At 58.3% G+C, this 22,139-nt stretch carries 21 protein-coding genes, 4 tRNA genes and 1 pseudogene; 5 read left to right on the forward strand and 21 right to left on the reverse strand.

The window, feature by feature from the left end; genetic code table 11:
* Positions 1-93 precede the first annotated feature (93 nt).
* From Q0M74_RS03650 to Q0M74_RS03680, 7 genes are all read right to left on the reverse strand, one after another.
* Positions 94-165: transfer RNA gene (locus Q0M74_RS03650), tRNA-Gln, on the reverse strand.
* A gap of 307 nt (positions 166-472) precedes the next feature.
* Positions 473-649, reverse strand: a complete 177-nt coding sequence (locus tag Q0M74_RS03655; protein ID WP_293951692.1) for a Wadjet anti-phage system protein JetD domain-containing protein — start codon at positions 647-649, stop codon at positions 473-475.
* A 7-nt stretch (positions 650-656) separates the two neighbouring features.
* Positions 657-806 carry a Wadjet anti-phage system protein JetD domain-containing protein gene (locus tag Q0M74_RS03660; protein ID WP_293951693.1) on the reverse strand — a complete coding sequence of 50 codons (150 nt, stop codon included), beginning with the start codon at positions 804-806 and terminating at the stop codon, positions 657-659.
* A 13-nt stretch (positions 807-819) separates the two neighbouring features.
* Positions 820-960: a hypothetical protein gene (locus Q0M74_RS03665; RefSeq protein WP_293951694.1), complete on the reverse strand. Its 141-nt coding sequence runs from the start codon at positions 958-960 to the stop codon at positions 820-822.
* A 518-nt stretch (positions 961-1,478) separates the two neighbouring features.
* Positions 1,479-1,551 (reverse strand) — tRNA-Glu (locus tag Q0M74_RS03670).
* Between the two features lie 813 nt (positions 1,552-2,364).
* Positions 2,365-2,437, reverse strand: a tRNA-Glu gene (locus tag Q0M74_RS03675).
* Positions 2,438-2,475: 38 nt separating this feature from the next.
* Positions 2,476-2,547, reverse strand: a tRNA-Gln gene (locus tag Q0M74_RS03680).
* A 212-nt stretch (positions 2,548-2,759) separates the two neighbouring features.
* Here Q0M74_RS03680 and Q0M74_RS03685 point away from each other — a divergent pair.
* The 3 genes from Q0M74_RS03685 to Q0M74_RS03695 all read left to right on the forward strand — a co-directional run bounded on the left by Q0M74_RS03685 (position 2,760) and on the right by Q0M74_RS03695 (position 4,058).
* Positions 2,760-3,287, forward strand: a complete 528-nt coding sequence (locus Q0M74_RS03685; protein WP_293951695.1) for an SRPBCC domain-containing protein — start codon at positions 2,760-2,762, stop codon at positions 3,285-3,287.
* 94 nt (positions 3,288-3,381) lie between these two features.
* The gene (locus tag Q0M74_RS03690; RefSeq protein WP_293951696.1) at positions 3,382-3,855 is read left to right on the forward strand and encodes a DUF2975 domain-containing protein; all 474 of its coding nucleotides are present in this window, start codon (positions 3,382-3,384) and stop codon (positions 3,853-3,855) included.
* Positions 3,855-4,058 (forward strand): helix-turn-helix transcriptional regulator, encoded by a 204-nt coding sequence (locus Q0M74_RS03695; RefSeq protein WP_293951697.1) that lies wholly within the window; start codon positions 3,855-3,857, stop codon positions 4,056-4,058. Before Q0M74_RS03690 ends, Q0M74_RS03695 begins: the two co-directional genes overlap by 1 nt.
* A gap of 65 nt (positions 4,059-4,123) precedes the next feature.
* Here Q0M74_RS03695 and gltX read toward each other — a convergent pair whose 3' ends face one another.
* Entirely contained in the window at positions 4,124-5,614 is a 1,491-nt protein-coding gene (gene gltX, locus Q0M74_RS03700; protein ID WP_293951698.1) for a glutamate--tRNA ligase, read from the reverse strand.
* A 66-nt stretch (positions 5,615-5,680) separates the two neighbouring features.
* On the opposite strand from gltX, the gene Q0M74_RS03705 reads away from it, so the two are divergent.
* Positions 5,681-6,811: an isochorismate synthase MenF gene (locus Q0M74_RS03705; protein ID WP_293951699.1), complete on the forward strand. Its 1,131-nt coding sequence runs from the start codon at positions 5,681-5,683 to the stop codon at positions 6,809-6,811.
* 4 nt (positions 6,812-6,815) lie between these two features.
* Here the strand turns inward: Q0M74_RS03705 and Q0M74_RS03710 are convergent, their stop codons facing one another.
* The 6 genes from Q0M74_RS03710 to Q0M74_RS03735 form a co-directional block, all read right to left on the reverse strand.
* Positions 6,816-7,415 (reverse strand): bifunctional 2-polyprenyl-6-hydroxyphenol methylase/3-demethylubiquinol 3-O-methyltransferase UbiG, encoded by a 600-nt coding sequence (locus Q0M74_RS03710; RefSeq protein ID WP_293951700.1) that lies wholly within the window; start codon positions 7,413-7,415, stop codon positions 6,816-6,818.
* Positions 7,416-8,222, reverse strand: a complete 807-nt coding sequence (locus Q0M74_RS03715) for a fumarylacetoacetate hydrolase family protein (protein ID WP_293951701.1) — start codon at positions 8,220-8,222, stop codon at positions 7,416-7,418.
* Positions 8,223-8,337: 115 nt separating this feature from the next.
* Complete coding sequence (locus Q0M74_RS03720; protein WP_293951702.1) at positions 8,338-9,021, reverse strand: exonuclease domain-containing protein; 684 nt, start codon at positions 9,019-9,021, stop codon at positions 8,338-8,340.
* Positions 9,021-10,877: a putative nucleotidyltransferase substrate binding domain-containing protein gene (locus Q0M74_RS03725; protein WP_293951703.1), complete on the reverse strand. Its 1,857-nt coding sequence runs from the start codon at positions 10,875-10,877 to the stop codon at positions 9,021-9,023. Before Q0M74_RS03725 ends, Q0M74_RS03720 begins: the two co-directional genes overlap by 1 nt.
* A 122-nt stretch (positions 10,878-10,999) precedes the next feature.
* Complete coding sequence (locus Q0M74_RS03730) at positions 11,000-12,022, reverse strand: 3-isopropylmalate dehydrogenase (RefSeq protein ID WP_293951704.1); 1,023 nt, start codon at positions 12,020-12,022, stop codon at positions 11,000-11,002.
* Positions 12,023-12,056: 34 nt separating this feature from the next.
* Positions 12,057-12,995: a hypothetical protein gene (locus tag Q0M74_RS03735; RefSeq protein ID WP_293951705.1), complete on the reverse strand. Its 939-nt coding sequence runs from the start codon at positions 12,993-12,995 to the stop codon at positions 12,057-12,059.
* Positions 12,996-13,082: 87 nt separating this feature from the next.
* Here Q0M74_RS03735 and Q0M74_RS03740 point away from each other — a divergent pair, with 87 nt between their 5' ends.
* Entirely contained in the window at positions 13,083-13,325 is a 243-nt protein-coding gene (locus Q0M74_RS03740; protein ID WP_293951706.1) for a hypothetical protein, read from the forward strand.
* Here Q0M74_RS03740 and serA read toward each other — a convergent pair.
* The 7 genes and pseudogenes from serA to ilvC all read right to left on the reverse strand — a co-directional run bounded on the left by serA (position 13,322) and on the right by ilvC (position 22,113).
* The gene (serA, locus tag Q0M74_RS03745) at positions 13,322-14,914 is read right to left on the reverse strand and encodes a phosphoglycerate dehydrogenase (RefSeq protein WP_293951707.1); all 1,593 of its coding nucleotides are present in this window, start codon (positions 14,912-14,914) and stop codon (positions 13,322-13,324) included. The two genes, Q0M74_RS03740 and serA, sit on opposite strands and share 4 nt — an antisense overlap.
* A gap of 317 nt (positions 14,915-15,231) precedes the next feature.
* Positions 15,232-16,938, reverse strand: a complete 1,707-nt coding sequence (locus Q0M74_RS03750) for an MBL fold metallo-hydrolase (RefSeq protein WP_293951708.1) — start codon at positions 16,936-16,938, stop codon at positions 15,232-15,234.
* Between the two features lie 64 nt (positions 16,939-17,002).
* Positions 17,003-18,820, reverse strand: a complete 1,818-nt coding sequence (locus tag Q0M74_RS03755; RefSeq protein ID WP_293951709.1) for a DUF262 domain-containing protein — start codon at positions 18,818-18,820, stop codon at positions 17,003-17,005.
* A gap of 15 nt (positions 18,821-18,835) precedes the next feature.
* Positions 18,836-19,789, reverse strand: coding sequence for a cation diffusion facilitator family transporter (locus tag Q0M74_RS03760; protein ID WP_293951710.1), 954 nt, complete (start codon positions 19,787-19,789; stop codon positions 18,836-18,838).
* 179 nt (positions 19,790-19,968) lie between these two features.
* Complete coding sequence (locus Q0M74_RS03765) at positions 19,969-20,457, reverse strand: flavin reductase family protein (RefSeq protein WP_293951711.1); 489 nt, start codon at positions 20,455-20,457, stop codon at positions 19,969-19,971.
* A gap of 6 nt (positions 20,458-20,463) precedes the next feature.
* Positions 20,464-20,676 (reverse strand): annotated as a pseudogene (locus tag Q0M74_RS03770) (acyl-CoA dehydrogenase); the annotation flags it as partial.
* A 423-nt stretch (positions 20,677-21,099) separates the two neighbouring features.
* Positions 21,100-22,113: a ketol-acid reductoisomerase gene (gene ilvC, locus Q0M74_RS03775; RefSeq protein ID WP_293951712.1), complete on the reverse strand. Its 1,014-nt coding sequence runs from the start codon at positions 22,111-22,113 to the stop codon at positions 21,100-21,102.
* Between the last annotated feature and the right edge of the window lie 26 nt (positions 22,114-22,139).

The following is a 22,139-nucleotide window of genomic DNA, read 5'->3' on the forward strand; positions in this document are numbered from 1 at the left end:
AACCCGTGTTACCGCCGTGAGAGGGCGGCGTCCTAGGCCTCTAGACGAACGGGGCATAAGGAACACGATCACAATGTTTCCAGCTGATCGCAGCTGGCCTACCAGGACTCGAACCTAGAATGAGGGTACCAGAAACCCTTGTGTTGCCAATTACACCATAGGCCAATCATTAACCTTCGCTTAAGCTCTGTGAGCTGCGTTGTTAACGATGAATACTATAACAACAACGGTGTGATTCGACCAAATCGCTGGATCCTGCCCCAGCAACACTTCTGTTTCTGATACCTGAAAATATCTGAATCAGTAGATGCTCTCGATGGCTTTTTCTAATTCACTCTTCACGTGGTCAAAGGCGATTCTCTCTTGCTCAATTCAGAGACTTGAAATAGCTGGCTGGTCTGCCAGATACACCACTCGCGCGGACTTGACCCTTTTTCTTCGTGCGTCAGGTTTTGTGGGACGAAACGCTTGATCACTGATTCATCAGCTCCAAATGCACGATGAGTCCTGGCGGTTTCCATATCCATGAGTACCGATCTTGTGGCAGGCTCCGTCGCATCAGATCCAGGATGTAGAAACCATGACTATCAAGATCACCCCAGTAGAGGATCTTTCTATCTACAAAAATCCAATGCTCCCGCCAGCGCATGAAATTCCTACCCGGCGCCGTAGATGGCGACTGTCCCCGGCAGTTCTGGAAATGCTAGAAAAGTCATGTGTTCCTCCATCGATATGATGTGTTCTATCGTCGCAGGAAGCCTTCGGAGTTGCTTGACTTCGCACACCAGGTGTTCTGAGCCAAACAAATCAACAGCATCCTCAGCCCACCACCAACGCTCCCCCGATGTGGTCTTCGACCGCCTGGAGGAGCTTTTCCGGAGCTGCTAGGGTCTCATGTGGAAAAAAGAGCCGGGAGGCTTCCATAGCAGCATGGTCAAAGACCTCATCGAGGATAACCATGGGAAAGTGTCTTCATCAATCACAACGGTCGGTTTTTGTATCTGTGTTGCGCTGTGTCCTATACCCGTCAGTCAATAACAAAGTGCTGCTGCCAGGTAAAATGAGGATAATTTCTGAGCTTGTCCACCGGGTAGCCCTTCGGAAGAGTCGTAGACAGCGCCACGAATGCCCTCCCTCGTTTATCTCCACCCCGAGCAACTTCACATGCTCACGGGTATCCAGCCGTAACATTTGTTCACGTAGGCTGGCCTCATCGGTCATGGCGATTCATCGATGACACCTGTGAGCTTGATGAATCGCTGGTCAGCGTCGTCTCATCCATGAGAACCAGAGCATTTTGCGCACGCGCTGCAGCGCCATGCGGATATCGTTTCTAAAAGCCGAGAAAGCTTCAGTGTGTCCGCTAGAGGATGAACCTTACTCATATCCTTAAACTAACAACCTGCGCGGACATGCACTGGGACATCATGAAAAACGAGGCAGTCAGTGAAAATTCACTGACTGCCTCGTTCTAATTGTACCCCGTACGGGATTCGAACCCGTGTTACCGCCGTGAGAGGGCGGCGTCCTAGGCCTCTAGACGAACGGGGCGCGGTACGCAGAAAACTATATGTCAGTGCAGTTCATACACACAAATCAAGTGGTTAGAGCAGGTTTTTCGCCCACCTGAAAACCGGTGGGAGATAAATATAAGGACACCCGCTTCGAATGATGATTTCGAAGGGGTGTCGTGTTGACTGGGATCAGTTTTTAGTTCTTGATCCGACTCTCTCACGTTCCCCGGTGGCTTCAACCTGCTGCCACCGCTTTCCGGCTGCGTTTCGGAAGTTTCGTTAACCCGAATTAAGTCTTTCTCGGTGTTACGTCCGTTGTGCCCGTTAGGGGCTTAATGTGCCGGGTGTGGGTTGTTGAAGTTGGAGAAGATGGGTGTCGAACGACTGCAACGAGGGGTCATGTCGTAGCGAGCTCCTGATTCACGCATCCTTAGCGCTCGGAATCCATGGTTATGGCGATGCCAGCTGCTTCGAGGACGGCTTCGTTGCGTCCGAACTTCGTCTTTTCTTCACTTACTGCCATGCACTCTCCTTCACTGGATTGCTTCCATTGACTCCAGAGCGCTCTTTCCGAAACTGTGGGGACCCATTTTCGCTGCTTATCAGCTGGTTCCTTCTGGATATCGGCTTTGAACTTCTCTGTTAAACCTGACTCTAACGGTAGGCAAACAATGGGTAAAGGGCTTTGCGTTAAACAGAACTTGTTGCGTTATTGGGCCCACCCCCACTAATTGAAAATAGGCAGCTCCCCGAGCCCGTACGCTCGTTCTACGAGGGGGTAAGATCAGATGTTTTCCAGATCACAAAAAGCACCGATTCTCAATGAAGAGAACCGGTGCTTCTAATTTTGTACCCCGTACGGGATTCGAACCCGTGTTACCGCCGTGAGAGGGCGGCGTCCTAGGCCTCTAGACGAACGGGGCATAAGGAACACGATCACAATGTTTCCAGCTGATCGCAGCTGGCCTACCAGGACTCGAACCTAGAATGAGGGTACCAGAAACCCTTGTGTTGCCAATTACACCATAGGCCAATCATTTCACTTCATTTCCAGTCACCAACTACCGTCAGCGCTTTCCACTCGGTGCAACAGATGAATACTATAGCCATGTTCCACCATTTCTCACAAATCTGCAGGTAAATCGACTAAATGCAGAGCCTCTCCGCCCCACAGCCTGACCGCAAACAGCTAGGATTGAAGAATCCGCACATCCTCCAATCCTCCCGAAGGGACTGTTCCCAGCAATGCCATTCCCCGCCCTGCTCATCCCCTTACTCTTCTGGACCGGCATCGCCGCGATTTCCTCCTGGGCAGTGAGCCGCGCCCTCCAATTGTCTGCAGTCAGGTCGATTGAGATCGATGCCCCAGCAGATGAGGTCTGGGATGTCATCACGGACCTGGGGCGCTCTGCGGAATGGAACGATCACATCATCCTCTCCAGTGCGCCCGCCGGTCTGGCAGAGGGTGAGAAGTTGCGCATGCGCACGCGCCACCCGGAGACTTCCATGCTCAAGGCCTCCTTCCGTGCGACCATCACTGACTTCATTCCGCAGCAGGAGATGACATGGGAGGCAAAGGTGCTCTTCCGGTGGGTGCTCACCGCCACTGACACCATCAAATTGACCGCGCTTGAGGGTGGTCGCACCGAAGTCACACAGTCCATGATTTTTGAGGGCGCACTTTCCCCCGGCGTTCCATTCCTGGCAAGCATCGGCCAGTTACAAGAGGCATCAAACCTCAAGCTCAAGAAGCTCATCGAGGGCAACCGCTAAACAACCCGGTACAAATAAATCCAGCTTCCCGCTTGCCAGAACCTATCGTTTATCGATATGTTTTTATCCATATTCGATAACTAAAAGGATCTGAATGAACCACCGCATCCTGTGGATACTCCGCGCGATATTCACCATCGGCTTCCTGGGAGCCTTCACAGCCCAGGCACTACTCATTACCCAGCTGGTCATTGACTCCCTGAAAAAGGGTGAGCTCTCCCGCCCTCCACTCGTCGCGCTGGTTCTGGTTTTTGTTGCCGGCTTCGGGCTCATCCAGTTCGTCATCGTCTGCCTGTTCCGACTGCTCCGTCTGGTGCAACGCGATGAGATTTTTGACCATCGTGCGATCATCTGGGTGGATCGGATCACCGTCGCCATCGCTTTGGCAGCCGTGCTGCCCCTGCCACTGTTCTATATCCTCGCAGAGCTCGATGACGCCCCAGGCCTGGTCATCATCGGCATGGTGGTCGCTCTGCTCATCGGTGGTGTCGCCCTGTTGATCTATGTCACCCGCACCCTGTTGGCCCGCGCAATCGGCTTCTCCACTGAACTGGAGGCAGTGATTTAATGCCGATCATCGTGGACATTGACGTCATGCTGGCCAAGCGCAAGATCGGCGTGGGAGAACTGGCCGAGAGGATCGGCATCACCCCGGCCAATCTCTCAGTGCTAAAAAATGGACGCGCCAAGGCGGTGCGTTTTTCCACCCTGGAGGCCATCTGCCGGGAGCTGGACTGTCAGCCCGGCGATATCCTGCGCTTTGAAAAGTAGAAAAAGGGCCGGGGAACTCCACACAGTGAAGTTTCCCGACCCTTTAAAGCCATCAGGCCAGCTGTCTACTCAGCAGCCTGGTACGGAGTGACTGCGCGGGCTGCGCGCAGGCGGGTCAGGGTGGATTCGCGACCCAGCAGCTCCATGGATTCAAACAGTGGTGGGGACACTGCCTCACCGGAGGTGGCTACGCGCAGAGCACCGTAGGCAACACGTGGCTTGAGGCCCAGGTCTTCGATAAGCGCCTTGGTCAGGGCAGCCTCGATGTTGGGGGTTACCCACTCGTCGACAGCTTCCAGGGCGGCGATGCCGGCGTCGAGTGGCTCAATGGCTGCTTCCTTGAGGTTCTTCTTCGCGGCCTTTTCATCCAGCACCAGGTCCTCATCAGCGGTGACCAGGAACTTCAGCAGGCCCCAGGCTTCACCGAGGGTCTTGATGCGGGTCTGGGTCAGTTCTGCGGCGATGGTGAACTTGTCTGCCGGGTAGTCCTCGGGGAACTCGGAGTACTCGCTCAGGTGTGCACGCAGACGCTGCTCGAAGACCTGTGGCTCAAGCATGCGGATGTGGTCGGCGTTGATGGCTTCGAGCTTCTTCTGGTCAAAGCGTGCCGGGTTGCCCAGGACGTCAGCGATGTCGAAGTTCTCCACGAACTGCTCGACGGTGAAGATGTCCTCATCGGCGGACAAGGACCAGCCGAGCAGGGCCAGGTAATTGAGCATGCCCTCTGGGATGATGCCGTTGGCGCGGTGGAGGAAGAGATCAGACTGTGGGTCACGCTTGGACAGCTTCTTGTTGCCCTCGCCCATGACGAATGGCAGGTGGCCGAAGGTCGGGGTTTCCTTGGCCACACCGATGCGCTTGAGTGCCTCGTAGAGGGCGATCTGGCGTGGGGTGGATGGCAGGAGGTCCTCGCCACGCAGGACGTGGGTGATCTCCATCAGGGCGTCATCGACAGGGTTGACCAGGGTGTAGAGTGGCTGACCGTTGGAGCGTGCCACCACGAAGTCAGGCTGGGTGAAGGACTTGAATTCCACGTCACCGCGGACCAGGTCGTTCCACTTCCAGTCCTGTTCCGGCATGCGTAGACGCCAGACCGGCTTGCGGCCCTCGGCTTCGAATGCGGCGATGTCCTCTTCGGACAGGGCGCGGTCGAAGTTGTCGTAGCCGAGCTTCGGATCGCGACCTGCCGCCTTGTGTCGCTCCTCGACCTCTTCGGCGGTGGAGTACGCAGGGTAGACCTCGCCGGCGTCGATGAGCTTCTTCAGGACATCCTGGTAGATGTCGGCGCGCTGGGACTGGCGGTAAGGCTCGTGTGGGCCACCGGTCTCCACGCCTTCATCCCAGTCCATGCCCAACCAACGCAGGGATTCCAGGATGGCGGAGTAGGACTCCTCGGAGTCACGGGCTGCATCGGTGTCTTCGATGCGGAAGATCAATTTGCCACCGGTGTGGCGGGCGTAGGCCCAATTGAACAAAGCGGTGCGCACCAGGCCCACGTGTGGGGTGCCGGTTGGCGACGGACAGAAACGTACACGAACATCAGTCATGCTGGCCATGGTAATCGCCTTGGGTACACGGGTGCTCGTTCACCTCCCCTATCCGTGGCATTAGAGTGGATAGTCATGTCGACCCATCGTGACCCCCAGGCCCCGTCCACCGCACCGGACTTCCTTCTCTCGCGTGCGCACGGCTCAATCCGGACCCAGGGCTCCAGAGAGACCTTCACGGATCCCTGGGAGGCCGTGGAGGCACTTCGTGCAGGTCGTGTGGAAATGGTCGTGGGTGCACTCCCTTTTGAGCGTGACAAGCCTGCCGCGTTGACGGTTCCGGAGACCATCATCCGCGAGGAGGGCCCGTTGGAGCCGCATTCCTTTTACCGCTATGGCCCGGGCTCGGTTCTCAATGCGCGTGTGGCCGGGGTGGATCCCTCCCCCGAGGAGCATCTGCAACGCGTGGATGCCGCCATCAATACCATCACCAACACCTCCCTGCAGAAGGTGGTTCTGGCACGTGCGGTTGATATCGAGTTTGATCCTGCCGTGGATGCCCGTCTGGTGGCGGCCCGCCTGATTGACAATTCCTACAACCGCGATGGTTTCATCACCGATCTCTCCCCCGCCGGCCCTGAGTTCGAGGGGCGGATGTTTGTCGGTTCCTCACCTGAGGTGTTGATCAAGCGTCAGGGTTCCACCGTCACGGCCTATCCCCTGGCTGGTTCCGCGCCCCGTTCGCAGGATCCCAATGAGGATGCCCGCACAGCACGCACCCTGCATGAAAGCTCCAAGAATCTGGAGGAACACTCCTATGTGGTTGAGCACATCCGTCTGGCGCTGGAACCACTGTGTGAACGGGTGGACATCCCGGAACGGCCTGAACTGACCCGCACCAATGAGATGTGGCACCTGGCCACCCCGATCGTGGGTACCCTGAAGGATCCATCCACCACCGCCCTGCAATTGGCTCTGCATGTGCACCCCACCCCGGCCATCTGTGGCACGCCTACTGACGCTGCTGAGGCTCTGATCCTGGCTGCGGAATCCCCCCGCAATTTCTACGCCGGAGCTGTCGGCTGGTGCGATAATACCGGTGATGGTGAGTACATGGTGGCCATCCGTTGTGCAGAGGTGTCTGCAGATGGAAAAACCGCCCGCGCATGGGCGGGCGGTGGCATCGTCGCAGGTTCTGATGCTCAGGAAGAGTTTGATGAAACCACAGCCAAGCTGCGTACCATCATGCGCTCACTGGGCCTGTAGCTGTTTATAGCTTCTTCAGAGCCTGCAACACGACATCATCCTTGTGGTGCGAACCTGCACCACTGCGGACATCACGTTCGAAGTTCTCCACAACGGTGACCGTGAAATCAGCACTGAGGTTCTCAGCGATCCACCGGGGCATGGCTACTGATTCAGTCTCCATGTCGTGGTGAATAAACAACAGGATCCCACCTGGGGCAACCAGGCTCTCCAGCTGCCCCAGGGTGGTGCCATTGGCCGGAATCTGCCCATAGGAGCAGGTCACCAGATCAAATTGACGGCCTGATTCAATCGCGTACTCGGTGAAGGAGACACGCAAGATCTCAACGCCGTGCTCGGCGTCGAGTTTTTCGTCGACAAGCTTCCTGGCGCGGTCGACGGCGGTGGCGGCGAAATCGATGCCGGTGACATCCCAACCCTGCTGACTCAGCCAGACCAGGTCAGCACCTTCACCACAACCGACATCAAGGGCTGTGCCACGTACTGCCACCCCATCCAGATACGCCACGAGCGCCTGGTTGGGGTTACCGCTCCACACCTGTTGCGCAGAGCTGTATCGCGCATCCGCGGCTTCAGGCGTGGTCAGGTGATCCTTGTGCGCCATTTAGGCGTCCACCACCGGGTTTCCGAGCTTGCCCAGGCCTGGAATCTCGATCTCGATGTAATCGCCATTGATCATGGCTTCAGTACCTGCTGGGGAGCCGGTGCAGATGACATCGCCTGGGAGCAGGGTCATGGAAGCGGTGATGAACTCGATGATCTCACCCATCTTCATGATCATCTGGGTGGAGTTGGAGTCCTGCTTGAGCTGGGTGTCGCCCTCGCGGGTCAGACGTGCCTTGATCGGCAGGTTATCCAGGTCAAAGGCATCGATGTCTGATTCGATCCAGGGGCCAAGTGGGCAGAAGGTGTCAATGCCCTTGGCACGTGCCCACTGACCATCAGCGAACTGCAGGTCACGGGAGGAAACATCATTGACGATGGTGAAGCCCAGAACAACAGACTTCCAATCCGCAGCCTTGACGTTCTTGCATGGCTTGGAGATGACAACTGCCAACTCACCCTCGAACTCAACCTTGGTGGCAAAGCTGGGGACACGGATCGGGGAATCTGGTCCGGTCACAGCTGTGGGGGGCTTCAAGAAGAGGGTTGGCGGCAGGTGCTCAGCTGATTCCTTGAACACCTCCGCGACGTGGTCGGCATAGTTGCGGCCGATGGCGACAACCTTACTCGGCAGCATCGGAGCGAGCAGGCGGACATCTTTCAGCGGCCATTCGCGGCCAGTGTGCTTGACCTCGGTGAAGGGGGTGCCTTCAATCTCTTTGGCGGTCAGATTCGCTACATCATCTCCTTCGCCTTCAATAGTGCAGAAACACATTCCATCTGGGGTTGCAATTCGTCCAAAACGCATAACGGCCATACTACTCTGTAGCCGGGCATGCTTTCATCACGACCGTGACACAGGGTGTGAAACAAACATCTACATGGCCTTTTACCCAAGAATCAGACTACTCCCCCACCCCCTGCTATTCAGCCACCTCGCGCAGTGTACTGGCGTTGATCGCACGAGTTTGGGCAAGATAGAGCTCCGCACAGGCCAGTGCATCAGTCAATGCCTGGTGATTGGAGTACTGGGGCAGGCCATAACGTGCGCGTACCCGGGCCAGGCGCAGATCCTCACCGCGGGGGTAGGTGGACATCTTCTCCATGTGGCGCCGCTCAATGGCGAAGGTATCCACGATCGGCAGCTGTAGAGGTGCACCGAAATATTCCTGGCATGCCGCCGAAAGGAAATCCTTCTCCATGGGGGAAAAATGTGCCAGCAGAGCGCGCCCCTCCAGTGCACCAAGTAGCTGTTCAAGTGCTTCCCTCATTCCAATTCCGGCAGCGAGCCCATCATCGGTGAGCCGGTGGATCACCGCCGAGGATCCCACAGAAAACCCCTCGCTGCCGCGGATCACCGCGTATCCGGCCCCGCCAAGTTCGATCACCTTGCCGGTCACCGGCACCCACCCGATCGAGACGATCTGGTGATCCTCAGGCTTCAGGCCGGTGGTCTCCACGTCCACCGCCAACAGTGGCAGCTCATCCAGGCTTGTCGACGGATGTGGCGCCGGCACCTCATAGAACTTCTTCAAGGCACCGGTGGCGAATTTAGACCGCGGGGTGCGCCCGGAGCGTCCACCACCGCCAAATAGTGTTCCAAACATCAGATATTCCTCACCGGGTACTTCGTGGCAAGGGCATTCTGCATATCCTTGATGATGGTGAAAGCATCCCGCAGGTGCTCCCGATCCAGCCTGCCGAGGTTCTTCGGATCAATGTGATAATTCGGCTTTTCCCCTGTCTTGATCAGGCTGGACTGGTGTTGGAAGGAGATGCTGCCTAAGAAATCAAAGGCATCCTGCAGGTCCTGCGCACCCTTGCGGGAGACCTGTCCATGTCCGGCAGCAGCCTCCAGACGTTCACGTGTGCTAATCATTTCACTGCCTGTGGCAAGAGCATAGAGCCTGGCCATCTGCACGATGCCGGCGGTACCCCCCTTCTTCACATCCAGGGTTGCCCCGTATTCGCCGGAACGTTCCACCACAAAGCCGCGGAAGAATCCGACTGGTGGATCCCTGCGGGCAGCCAGTGCCGCCAGGTGGGCATGGAAACGACGCGCACCACGGGCCATTTCCACGGCAGCCTGGTGAACTTCCTGAGCCATCTCGACCTCACCGTAGATAGCGCGGAAATCAAAGAAGATCTGTGCATTGAGCAGTGCATCCGGTTCAGGAGCCTGGATCCAGTTATGGAAGGTGTTGATCCACTGGCGCTTGGTCATCCGCCATTCCGGGTTGGAGGCCATCATGTCCCCCGGGCACAGCACCTGACCAGCACGGTCCAGACCCCGGCACACAAAGTCCGTCAGTGCTGCGAAATAATCCCCATGTTCCTTTTCATCATAGGAATCATCCAGCAGCAGGCAGTTGTCCTGATCTGAGGCCAACCCCATCTCTTTGCGCCCCTGGGATCCGACCGTGACAAAGGCATAGGGCACCGGTGCGACACCGAACTTCTCTTCCCCCAGTGTCAACAAGCGACGCGCCAGAGAGTCCGCTGCAACGGTGAGCAGGCTGCTGACCTCCTCAGCCGAGGCACCCCGGTCGATGAACCGTGCGGCCACCTCGGAAGCAGACTGATAGACATTGGAAAGTTCCTCCACGGTGTTCTTCCTGGACAGATCCGCGGTGAGGTAGATCGGATCATGCCGGAGTAGACGCATGATGTCTGCAGCCGTGACGATGCCGGAGATCCTGCCCTCATCAACAATCGGAAGGTGGTGGATGCGCAGCTCAGCCATCAACAACATCGCTTCAAAAGCCAGATCCTGCGAGGTCGCGGTGCGCGGATTGACCGTCATGATCTCTGAGACCGACAGAGTGATATCCAGACCGGTGGCCACCACCCTGCCCCGCATATCGCGGTCGGTGACAATGCCGATCAGTTCACCATCAGTCTGGATCAGCAGGGAGGAGACATTGCGTTCCTCCATTGTCTGTGCGGCATCACGGATGGAGGTTCCCGGGCCCACCGACACCGGATTGGAGATCTTGAACTCCCCCAGCCTGGTACGCAGAACCTTGGAACTGGATTCCTGACGCAGCTGATCAGCGGCCGCACGGATGCGCTTGGACCAGCTGGAATAGTACCGGGCCAGTTCCGGATTACGCTCTACTACCGGCAGGATCTTCTCACGGGAGATACGCAGAACAAGACTGTCCTCCACAGCCACCATGGTGTAACGGGACACCGGATGGCCGGAGAGCGTGGAATAGCCGAAGGAACGCCCAGCATCCCGGCGGTCCAGCAGGGTGCCATCCTCATCCAGGACATCCACGGCACCGGAGCGGATCACATGGAGATGGTTATTCTCCACGCCGTGCTCCAGGATGGCTTCCCCCCTGCGGAAGTACTCCATGGTCATCTTGGCGGGCAGGTCAGCCAGTTCTTTCTCTGGAAGATGGACAAATGGTTCGAAACCGGCGAGAAAGTCGCGGATCTCCTCAAGTTCTACCGACATGATTTCACCTTAGGAGAACACATGATTCCACGTGGTGTTTTGAGGTATGTGATTGGACGCTTAAGGTTTTTCTTTGATAAGCACAAAACCCCCCTGGCAGGGGGGTGCTTGCACAGAAGACATTAGGCCTTGACTGCGGCGGCGATGCGGTCGCCGACCTCAGTGGTGGAGATAGCAGCCTCAGGGTCGCGGGAAGCAACATCTGCGGCCACGGCCTCCTCGATGCGGACTGCATTATCCACATCACCGAGGTGGCGCAGCATCATCGCAGCAGACAGGATGGCTGCGGTCGGGTCAGCAATGCCCTTGCCCTCAATATCCGGCGCAGAACCGTGGACCGGTTCGAACATGGAGGGGTTGGTGCCGGTGGCATCGATGTTGCCAGATGCGGCCAGGCCGATTCCGCCGGAGACCGCTCCAGCCTCATCTGTGATGATGTCGCCGAAGAGGTTGTCGGTGACGATGACATCGAAGCGGGATGGATCAGTGACCAGGTAGATGGTGGCGGCGTCGATGTGGTTGTAATCAACGGTGACCTCCGGGTACTCCTTGGCCACCTCATCCACGGTGCGCTGCCAGAGGCCGCCACCATGAACAAGCACGTTGGTCTTGTGCACCAGGGTGAGGTGCTTGCGACGGGACTGGGCCAGCTCGAAGGCATAACGGATGACACGTTCTGCACCATAACGGGTGTTCACGGAGGTTTCGTTGGCAATCTCATGTGGAGTACCAACGCGGATGGCGCCACCATTACCGGTGTATGCGCCTTCGGTGCCCTCGCGGACGACGATGAAATCAATGTTGCCCGGGTTCTTCAGCGGAGACTCCACACCCTCATAGAGTTTGGAGGGACGCAGATTGACATGGTGATCCAGGGCGAAACGCAGCTTCAACAGCAGGCCACGCTCCAGGACCCCCGGAGGAACGGAACCGGGCGCACCGATGGCACCGAGCAGGATGGCATCGTGCTCGCGCAGCAGCGCCAGGTCCTCGTCGGTGAGCAGCTCACCGTTGTGCAGGTAACGGCGGGCACCGAGATCAAGATCCGTGGTCTCGATATCGTCGCGGACAGCGCGGAGAACCTTGAGGGCTTCATCGGTGACCTCTGGGCCGATTCCATCTCCACCAATAACAGCTAGTTTCATCTTGCGGGATTCCTTTCTCACCATGTGAACTTTTTCAGTTTAGCTGATGAAGTACCGCCCGCATCTGTGCAGTCGCACCCACTACCCCACCATTGAGGGCCTGATCCAGCTGAGAATCGCTCAGACCAGCACGAATAGGGACGGCTACATGAGAAATAATTCCCATGATCTCATGCTGTTTGATCATGGAAATGCCCGATAACAGGGAATCCAGGTTCGCACGGTTGCACAGATGGAGAAAAGCAGTGGCATCAATATCCTCCTGCGCATCCGGGTTGCCGGGCAGGAGCATGCTGGCCTGCACCTGCAGGATCTCAGGATCATCGAAGTCAATGTCCACAGGCATCTCATCCATGGACAGACTGATGCACTTGGTGGCCTCATCATAGGAAGCCTCATCCACGCCCTGGCCCACGAACCACTGCTCAACGCGCTCCGGGGTGACCTTGTCAGCAGGAGCACCCTCAGCCATGCCGATGTGGAAGGTTTCACCCTGCTGCTTCGGTGAACGCTCTGGATAGAGCGCATGGAACTCCCGGGTCAATCGGATACCGGCATTAATGGCCTCAGCGATGAAGGAACGCAGCTGAATCTCAGTGACACCATCACCCAGTGGGTACACCAGGGATGCCGAAATCTCCAGAGGCCCTTCATCGGCCTTGAGCACCGACACCAGGTTGCCGGAATGCTCCGGAGGGGTGTCAATGCTGAACTTCGGCATCGGTGCTGAGTTGTTGGCTGCATTGAGTGCGACCAGGGATCGGACATAGTCCTGGGTGGTCAATTCCCCTACCCAGGTGGTTTTGGCCATCAGCCAGTCACCCAGGGTGATCACGATATCGAAGTGGGTGGTGGCCACATAGACGCCTATGCCGGTTCCAGTGTCACACAGCTCCGCTTTCACCTGCTCCTTCTGGAGCAGCTCCACGATTCGCTCCGCCGTTATATCGGCCCGGGGAATAATCTGCACCATTTCAAGGTGTCCTTTCGCAGTGGAATGTTTATTAGTTTTCAAGCTACCGGGTGGCAGGTGAAGTCAGAGCATCAGGGGGTACGTGGCATGAAGAGCAAGCAGGTTGCAGATGATTTCAGGAGGAAAGTAGTACTCGTGCCGCCTTCCTTCACTAACCCAGAAAGGCTATGCCAGAAAGGACTCCACTTAAGGCAGAGATCACTACTCCTTTCTGGCATAGCCTTTCTGGGTAAATGTTCTGCTACATCCCTACACTGGGCAAACTTCAACAGAAATGAAAAAATCCCACCCGAAGGCAGGATTTTCCCAGATGAAACGGAAACAGACTAGCCGAGGTCAACCTGGAAGGCGGTTGCGTTCAGATCTGCGTTGATTTCCTCAACGAGTGCTTCTGGAACTTCGCGCTCGACACGCAGGATGAGGATGGCGCCGTCGCCTTCTGCTTCCTGGGTCAGTGCTGCTGCCTCGATGTTGATGCCGTTGGCCCCGAGCTTGGTGCCGACGGTGCCCAGTGCACCCGGAGCATCGGTGTACTCGAGGAACAGGTTGAGGCCCTGTGCACGCAGGTCCAGACCGCGGCCGTTGATCTTGGTGATCTTGTCCACGCGCTCGAGACCGGTCAGTGCGCCAACGACGGTGGCGGTGTTGCCTTCACCGGTAACGACCTTGACCTCAACCACGGAGCGGTGGGTGACGGATTCGGTATTGGTCTTGACCTCGACGGTGACGCCACGCTCTTCAGCGATGCGTGGTGCATTGACGAAGGTGACTGGCTCTTCGATGATGCCGGAGAACAGGCCACGGACTGCGGACAGGCCCAGGGCGTTGACGTCTTCGCTGGAGAGTTCGCCACGGGCGAGGACCTCGAGGGAGACTGGGGTGCCGTCGACCAGCTTGCCGGCCAGGAGGCCGAGCTTGCGGGACAGTTCCATCCAGAGGGCGACTTCTTCGCCGACACGGCCACCGGAGACGTTGACTGCATCTGCAACGAACTCGCCGGCGAGTGCCTTGAGTACGGAGTCAGCAACATCGGTGCCTGCGCGGTCCTGTGCTTCCACGGTGGAGGCACCCAGGTGAGGGGTGACAACGACCTGTGGGAGCTTGAACAGTGGGGAGTCGGTGCAAGGCTCGGATGCGTAGACGTCGAAGCCTGCGCCACGGATGTGGCCGGATTCGATGGCGTCGGCCAGTGCCTGCTCATCAACAAGGCCACCACGTGCGGCGTTGATGATGATCTGGCCCTTCTTGGACTTGGCAAGGAGCTCCGCATTGAACATGCCGGCGGTTTCCTTGGTCTTGGGAAGGTGGATGGTCACGAAGTCGGAACGACCCATGAGTTCTTCCAGCTCCACAAGCTCCACGCCGAGCTGTGCGGCACGTGCCGGGTTGGCGTAGGGATCGTAGGCGATGATGGTGGTTTCGAAGGCTGCGAGGCGCTGAGCGAAGAGCTGGCCGATGTGGCCGAAGCCGACGATTCCGACGGTCTTACCGAAGATTTCCACACCGTTGAAGGAGGAACGCTTCCATTCGCCGTCACGCAGGGTGGCATCGGCTGCTGGGATCTGGCGTGCGGTGGAGAGCAGCAGGGAAACTGCGTGCTCACATGCGGAGTGGATGTTGGAGGTCGGTGCGTTGGCAACCATGACGCCGGCTTCGGTGGCGGCTGGGATGTCAACGTTGTCCAGACCAACGCCTGCACGTCCGACGATCTTCAGGCTTGGCGCTGCTGCGATGACTTCTGCATCCACGGTGGTGGCGGAGCGCACGAGGAGTGCGTCTGCTTCCTTGACTGCTTCGAGCAGTTCAGGGCGGTTAGGTCCGTCAACCCAACGGACCTCAACTGCGTCACCGAGCGCGTCGACGGTGGACTGTGCTAGCTTGTCGGCGATAAGTACAACCGGACGGCCATTCTGGCTCACAAGATACTCCTGGAAGAACTAGGAATGTCCGCCTGCAGCAGGCACGACCGCGTCGGCTGCAGACGTGTCCACGCCGGGTTTTGGCGTGCGACTACCGATATTCTAAACCCACTCGTTTGTTCGCGAACACCTCAGGGCCGTTTTCATGGGGTTGGACACACCCCCACAGCTGTCCCAATACATAGTTTTCTGGCCCTGGGGGAAACTCATTCCCTGGTCATATCCCCTGCTCCCCCATGAACAGAGGGCCCTGAATATTATTCAGGGCCCTCTGTCTGCATCAGATGTAACGGACTGGCCGTCACCCCTGTGCGGTGTTATTGATAGGACACGAACCAGGGGCGTGGATTGACCTCTTCATAGGTCTGCTCTGGGGTGAAGGTAGGAAGGTCTTCGTCATAGAAGTTCTTCCATGCCATGAAGTAATCCGGATCCAGGTCCTGACGTAGCGCGTCCCAGGTGGCGTACTTCTCCCCTGCTGAACCATGTCCATCGGCGTGCAGGATGAAGGCGAGTTCGAGGTGATCGGTGTTGATCTGTTCGCGGTCACGCAGCATCTGGAGCTGGAACTGGTGCAGGATGAAGGCCTTCTGTGGCAGTTCTTCATCGCTGACCAGCTGTGCCAGCCAGTCTGCAACCTCATTGACCTCGGCGGCTTCCACGGAACCGACACGGCTCATTGGCTGCTCTTGGTCACCGATGCGCCATTCCGGGTCCAGTGCCAGACCGACGTTAGGTCGCTTGAGCAGGTCCTCGTAGTACTTGGCCATCTCCAGGAAGGTGGAACGTCCCGGCTGGAGATCCAGCACCACATAGCCACCGGCGTCGGTGATGGCATCAATATATGGGACCAGTTCATCAGGGTTGGTCTCATTGACGAAGTTGCCATCAGGTCCCGGGACATCGGAGGCCACCGTGGCGATGATCTCAAAGGCTGGGATAACCGGCTGTTCCTCGAACTCCTGGTACTCCGCGGCCATCTGCATGGCACGCTCAGCAGCTTCTGCTGCCGGCTGCTCACCCATCACGCCCAGGGCGGGTCCTGATGGGTGCCCATAGAGGGCGATCATGCGTCGTCCCGGAAACACCAGGCCACCGCCACCGGGTAGTTCCTCGGTGATGGTTTCGCCGCGTTCGATCTTGGCGGCAAGCTGCTCGCCGGTACCGAACTGTTCCCCCAGTGCCAGGAGGGGCTTGTCAGCAAGTCCTGCCACCATCTCCATGTGTTCTGTATTCAGACGGGGGTCATGGTGGTCCATGAAGCGGATGGAGGCGCCGTAGGCACGTGCCGTGGCTACGGCGGAGATGCCAGATTCAGCGGTGGCGAGCACGATCGGTGCCACCTCACCGTCACGGGCGCTCTGTGCCGGGAAGGCCGGTAGCTTGTCCTCGCCCGTGGTGGTGGGTACCTTTTCCCAGGAAGGTACAAGGAGGGTCTGGTTCTCGGGCTGCAGTTCGGCAGTGGCCTGCACGACCTCGCTGATATCGCCGATGCTCTGCTCCTCGAATTGCAGGGCGGTCAGCTGTGCCAGTGCTTCCTCAGTGCCGCGATCCTGGATGATCGTCATCGTGTCATCCTTGAAATCCTTCAGGGCATCACCGACGATGAGTACCGTGTTAGCGCCGAGACGTTCGATCTCTGCGAGGATCTCCTCATCGTTGTTGCCCGGCGCGTGCAACACGGGGGCGTGTGAGACCACGCCGATGGAGGCGGCGCGGAGTTCCTGGGCGATGCCGGGGCCTGAGACGACGACGGTGTCGGATTTGTCGAAGAACATTTCGGATGCGCTGACACCGGAGAATCCCGCATCGGTGATCACGGTGGGTTCGCCTGGGAAGGCTTCAGACACCGCGCGACTGACATTGACTGCGCGGGCCTCTGCATAGGGGCGGTTGTCTTCCTGTTGGGCGGCGATGCTTGTCGACGCCTCCGTTGTCCCGTCACTGGCATCGTCGGTGGCGGCGCATGAAGCCAGCCCTAAAGTGAGCACCACTGAGGTGGTGCCGGCGATGAGGGTTTTCATTCGACGCAATTTGTGTTCCACAATGGGCGCCTTCCTAAGGGAGTCTGCTGGTGGTTACACCAAACTACCCATTAGTTTCAGTGCCAACAAAAGCATCTGTTCCCGCGAGTCCCCCCACGGGGTCTTCGGTGTCCAGGTCTCGTGTGACTGCCCGTCCGATTGCTTCTTCGACCATGTGTAGAAACTTCTCGTGGCGGTCGTGGAAAAAGGCTTCGGCATTGGAGGAATGCAGGTCTTCGGCCTTCAACAGGTGGGTGTTGAGCATGGCGTCGAATTCCTCATCGTTCATCAGCGATTTGGATTGGACGCGGGAGAGGTAGCGGGATGGTGGGGTGTCGCCGATGACGACTTCGGTGCGGCGGCCCATGGGTGTGCGGTTGAGGACGCTTTCCGCCAGGGTCTGGTCGATGCCTCGTTCCCTGCACCATTTTGTAGGGAAGATCTGGTGGAAGCTACAGCCGAGTTCCTCGAAAGTCCAGCGGTCGAACTGCTGTCCGGTGCGCCAGTCTTTTGCTCCTCTGCCCATCAGGAGGGCGAAGATGCCCTTCCATACGCCGGTGTCAGGCTCTGCGGTCAGCAGTCGGGATTCGTGGAAGTCGGTGTCGCGGACGGTTTTGGGTTCCAGTTCCTTGTCGCCGGAGCTGCGGATCCAGGCGGTCACCTGGTCGGTGTCCCTGCTGGAACGGGCGATCACCGCTGGAGAGCCGTAGAGCTCTCCCAAGACACCGCTCCAGAACCAGCGGTTGAGGCGGTCCCAGGCCTGGGAGTTGGCGAGGTCGTGGCCGTCGAGAAGCGTGAGGATCACCGCCAGAGGGATGATCTGTGCTGTGTATGGGACCTGGTCGATGCTGAGGATGCAGCGCTGGCGGAGGAATTCTGCGGCTTCCTTGAAGCCTGCGCGCATTTCTTCAGCTGCCGGGATGTATTCCTCGCGGGTGAGGTTGAGGATGTCCTCCCGGTGTCCCACTGCCTGGCCCTTGCGGGAGGAGACCAGCAGGGAGACGGCGGTGAGGAATTCGGTGCGGCCGATACCGTCGAGGGCGGGGAATTCGCGGAGGTGGCGTTCGGTGTGTACCCAGTCATCGCGCAGTGAGAATTCCGTGCTGGAGGTTTCATCTGTGGCAAATACTGCGGTGAGCAGGTCGAAGACATCCATCTGCAGTCCTGAGGAGTTCGCCTGGGCGAAGATGGAGCCCACTCCACCCTTGGCGGTTTCGCGGTCGAGGCGGATCATGGGGATGTCATAGGTGACAATCTGGCGACCCACGCGAGCATGGAAGGTTTTGGCATGTTCACGGGCGCCGTCGCCGGCGAGGTCGGCCAGGTCGAAGAGGAGGCTGGCGCCGTCGTCGTCAAGCAGCATTGATACGGGCACGCATCCGGCGGCCAGTGCTGAGTTCAGGTCGGTGATGCCAGCGCCGAGTTTGGGGCCGAAGTGTGATTTCACGGTGCCTGCCTCATCGACGGAGAACACAGCCTCATCGGGCATGACCGGGGATTCAATCGCCTTGGCCACATCCACATAGAACTTGCGACGCACCCTCTGGTTGCGGAAATCGAAGGAATCGACGAAACCATCGCCCTGAAGGCAGTGGTAGAGCGTGGTGAGGCGCTGTTGGCCATCAAGCAGGAGCAGGCCGGGATCGCGGCCGGTGTCAGGGGCGCCGGCCAGGGGGCGGGGGCGGAAGCGCATCTCCTCGCCACGGGTGTCCAAGGCCATGAGCACGCCGACGGGGAAACCACGCAGGACCGTGACGATCAGACTGCGGATGCGGTCAACATCCCAGGCGTATTTCCGTTGAAAATCAGGAAGTTGGAGATCGCCTCTGTTGATTCGGGCAAAGAGATCATTGAGCGCATAACTCGGCGTGGAAAATCCCATGGGACATACTCTATATCAGCACACAATCTCATGATCACTGTGTGCTGCAGTCTCCAATTGGATGGTGGAATGCGCAATACCCAGTTTGCTTAGTTCCGCTTCTGCCCGATCCAACACTCCGCAGGAGAAAATATGCTGGGAATCAGTATCAACCACAATATGGCAGGTGGCGAGCACCTCCCTGCCGTCAATACTCCAGATATGAAGATCATGGACATCCGTCACACCAGGAATGGCGCGCAGCACACTGTCCACCTCCCCTGGATCAGCGCCATCAGGCACGCGTTCCAGAAGAATATTAATGGCATCCTTCAACAATCCGATGGCGCGCGGGAGAATGATCGCGGCGATGACGATGGAAGCGATCGTGTCCGCCGCCAGCCAGCCGGTGTAGCGGATGATCAGTCCGGCGATGATAACAGCCACTGAGCCCAACATGTCACTGAGCACATGCAGGAGCGCACCACGCATATTGATGTTGCCGTCCTGGTGCCTCATGAGCACTAGCGCGGAGACACCGTTGGTGAGGAAACCGATCACAGCCACGATCAGCATGAGGTTGGTGTCGATCTCATCAGCAGAGCCCAGACGCATGATGGCCTCCACCACGATCCACACCGATACCGCGGCCACCACGAGTGCATTGGTCATGGCCGCCAACACCTCCACCCGCTTGAAGCCATAGGTGGCGCGATCCGTGGGTGCCTTGCGGCCGATCATCATGGCCACCAGTGCGATGATCAGTCCGCTGGCATCCGACAACATGTGCATGGCATCGGCCAGGAGGGCGAGTGAACCGGAGATCAGGCCGGCGATCAACTCAGCGAAGAATACCGTTCCGGTGAGAATGAGAACGGCAAACAGTGCCTTGAGGGAGTTTGGTGCGTGGGAATGCCCGCCCAGTCCCCCGTGGGAGTGGGCATGATCGTGACTGTGCGTGTGATCGTGGTGATGAGCCTGCTTGGTCATGTCCTCACCATCTCACACTCCCCCAGTTATTGAAAGTTTATTGAAAACTGAAAATGGGTGTCATTATGGCGCTGAACTGCGCAGATGAAAAGCATCACCGTTAACACAGTGTGTGAAGCTCCCCTGAAGCCACGAAATCCCCGCCGCAGGGTGCGGTGGGGACCTTCCAGAGAGCTATATCAGGCCCAGTTGTGGAACTGGCCCTGCTGGTAGAGCAGCGGGCGGATGCCGTCATTGACAGCACATTCAGAGACCGCCACCGTGAAGATGGTGTGGTCACCGCCGGGGAAGGCATTGACGATCTCGTCGGAGAACCAGGCGGCGGAGTCATCGAGAACCGAGATATTCCGCTCACGGCGGAGAATGTCCACACCTTCGAAACGGTCAATACCGCGGGTGGAGAGCTGGCGGGCCAGTCCGGCCTGGGTCTCCGCGAGCACGGAGATGCCCAGTGGTGCGCCGACCGTGAGGTGTGGCATTGAGGAGGAGGTGTTGGCCACGCTGAACATCACCATCGCCGGTTCCAGCGACAATGAGGCGAAAGCGCTGACGGTCATCCCCACATCCACACCTCCCTCATGGGTGGTCACGACGGTGACTCCCGAAGGGAAGGTTCCTACGGTTGCCCGTAACTGTTCGCCTGTCACGGTAAGTTCGGCACACATCATCTCGGTCTAGTTCTCCTCTTGAGCCTTCGCACGTCCCAGCTCCCATTTGAGCTGAGTCTCGGATGGTGATTGGACGGGAATGAAAGCTGCTTCGCGGAAGCGTCGGGACCTCGGAGAGCTCTGGGCATAACCAGCACCTCCGGCGACACGGACCTCCAGGGCGGTGGCTGCGGTGGCGACCTCAGCGGAAGCCAGACGCAGTTCCAGCATCTTCACCGGTGGCACGACCTGACCTGCGTCGAGGGCGGCAGAATAGGTCTCCTGCAACTCGATCAGGTCGGTGATACGGGTGCGGACCTGCGCCTCCGGTGCGACCAGCGGTGACTATCAGTGCGTCTTCAGCCAAGTTGGAAGCCCATGCGAGCTTGCCGTTCAGAGGAAATCCTCCCGCGACCGTATCCATTTCGGTGACCCCACCGATCCCGCACTGCGGCACGAATTGATCGACCTGCTGCATCCCTAGGAAACCGTCACCGCCCTCTCGCCCCCTGGATTTGAATCCAGGGGGCTTCACCTTATATATAAGTCCTCACAGCGCCCTGCTGTGGGATTTTTACGGGATTCTTCCCTGGAGGACAAGAAGACCACGGCCTCTCCCCGAGGGGAGAGGCCGTGGTCAGTGTCTTTAAACCGAGGTGGTTATTAAGCGGTTTCGGTCAGTGGGTTCTTGACCCAGCTCATGAGGTCGCGCAGCTTGGAGCCGGTCTCCTCGATTGGGTGCTCGGCGTACTCCTTGCGAAGGCCCTCGAGCTCGGTGTTGCCGTTCTCGACGTTGGCGATGAGGTGCTTGGTGAAGGTGCCATCCTGGATCTCGGTCAGGATGTCCTTCATACGCTCCTTGGTGTCAGCGTTGATGACGCGTGGGCCAGCGAGGTAGCCACCGAACTCAGCGGTGTCGGAGACGGAGTAGTTCATGTTGGCGATGCCACCTTCGAACATCAGGTCAACGATGAGCTTGAGCTCGTGCAGAACCTCGAAGTAGGCCATCTCCGGCTCGTAGCCGGCTTCGGTCAGAACCTCGAAACCGGTCTTGACCAGTTCCTCGGTGCCACCGCAGAGAACAGCCTGCTCACCGAAGAGGTCGGTGACGGTCTCAGCTTCGAAGGTGGTTGGGATGACGCCTGCGCGGCCGCCACCGATGGCGGAGGCGTAGGACAGTGCCAGTGCCTGTGCGTCACCGGTTGGGTCCTGGTCGATGGCGATGAGGCATGGGACACCCTTGCCGTCGACGAACTGACGACGAACCAGGTGGCCTGGCCCCTTTGGCGCAACCATGCCGACGATGATGTTGTCAGCTGGCTTGATCAGATCGAAGTGGATGTTCAAGCCGTGACCGAAGAGCAGTGCGTCGCCTTCGTTCAGGTTTGGCTCAACATCGTTGGTGAAGATGGATGCCTGGGAGGTATCCGGCGCCAGGATCATGATGACGTTTGCCCATGCGGCAGCGTCAGCGGAGGTCTTGACCTCGAAGCCTGCTTCCTTGGCCTTCTCTGCGGACTTGGAGCCCTCGCGCAGGCCGATAACAACCTCGACGCCGGAATCGCGCAGGTTCTGTGCGTGGGCGTGGCCCTGGGAGCCGTAGCCGATGATGGCAACCTTGCGGCCCTGGATGAGGGAAAGATCAGCGTCTGCGTCGTAGAACAGTTCAATAGCCATGAGAGAAAATCTCACCTTTCGTGATA

Source organism: uncultured Corynebacterium sp. (assembly GCF_945649885.1).
In the GTDB taxonomy this organism is placed as follows: domain Bacteria; phylum Actinomycetota; class Actinomycetes; order Mycobacteriales; family Mycobacteriaceae; genus Corynebacterium.

Bases quoted from the DNA above. Each gene is read 5' to 3' on its own strand.
- Q0M74_RS03655 (WP_293951692.1), bottom strand. From the start codon at position 649: ATGCGCTGGCGGGAGCATTGGATTTTTGTAGATAGAAAGATCCTCTAC.
- Q0M74_RS03665 (WP_293951694.1), bottom strand. From the start codon at position 960: ATGGTTATCCTCGATGAGGTCTTTGACCATGCTGCTATGGAAGCCTCC.
- Q0M74_RS03685 (WP_293951695.1), top strand. From the start codon at position 2,760: ATGCCATTCCCCGCCCTGCTCATCCCCTTACTCTTCTGGACCGGCATC.
- Q0M74_RS03690 (WP_293951696.1), top strand. From the start codon at position 3,382: ATGAACCACCGCATCCTGTGGATACTCCGCGCGATATTCACCATCGGC.
- Q0M74_RS03695 (WP_293951697.1), top strand. From the start codon at position 3,855: ATGCCGATCATCGTGGACATTGACGTCATGCTGGCCAAGCGCAAGATC.
- gltX (WP_293951698.1), bottom strand. From the start codon at position 5,614: ATGGCCAGCATGACTGATGTTCGTGTACGTTTCTGTCCGTCGCCAACC.
- Q0M74_RS03705 (WP_293951699.1), top strand. From the start codon at position 5,681: ATGTCGACCCATCGTGACCCCCAGGCCCCGTCCACCGCACCGGACTTC.
- Q0M74_RS03710 (WP_293951700.1), bottom strand. From the start codon at position 7,415: ATGGCGCACAAGGATCACCTGACCACGCCTGAAGCCGCGGATGCGCGA.
- Q0M74_RS03715 (WP_293951701.1), bottom strand. From the start codon at position 8,222: ATGCGTTTTGGACGAATTGCAACCCCAGATGGAATGTGTTTCTGCACT.
- Q0M74_RS03720 (WP_293951702.1), bottom strand. From the start codon at position 9,021: ATGTTTGGAACACTATTTGGCGGTGGTGGACGCTCCGGGCGCACCCCG.
- Q0M74_RS03725 (WP_293951703.1), bottom strand. From the start codon at position 10,877: ATGTCGGTAGAACTTGAGGAGATCCGCGACTTTCTCGCCGGTTTCGAA.
- Q0M74_RS03730 (WP_293951704.1), bottom strand. From the start codon at position 12,022: ATGAAACTAGCTGTTATTGGTGGAGATGGAATCGGCCCAGAGGTCACC.
- Q0M74_RS03735 (WP_293951705.1), bottom strand. From the start codon at position 12,995: ATGGTGCAGATTATTCCCCGGGCCGATATAACGGCGGAGCGAATCGTG.
- Q0M74_RS03740 (WP_293951706.1), top strand. From the start codon at position 13,083: ATGAAGAGCAAGCAGGTTGCAGATGATTTCAGGAGGAAAGTAGTACTC.
- Q0M74_RS03750 (WP_293951708.1), bottom strand. From the start codon at position 16,938: ATGAAAACCCTCATCGCCGGCACCACCTCAGTGGTGCTCACTTTAGGG.
- Q0M74_RS03755 (WP_293951709.1), bottom strand. From the start codon at position 18,820: ATGGGATTTTCCACGCCGAGTTATGCGCTCAATGATCTCTTTGCCCGA.
- Q0M74_RS03760 (WP_293951710.1), bottom strand. From the start codon at position 19,789: ATGACCAAGCAGGCTCATCACCACGATCACACGCACAGTCACGATCAT.
- Q0M74_RS03765 (WP_293951711.1), bottom strand. From the start codon at position 20,457: ATGATGTGTGCCGAACTTACCGTGACAGGCGAACAGTTACGGGCAACC.
- ilvC (WP_293951712.1), bottom strand. From the start codon at position 22,113: ATGGCTATTGAACTGTTCTACGACGCAGACGCTGATCTTTCCCTCATC.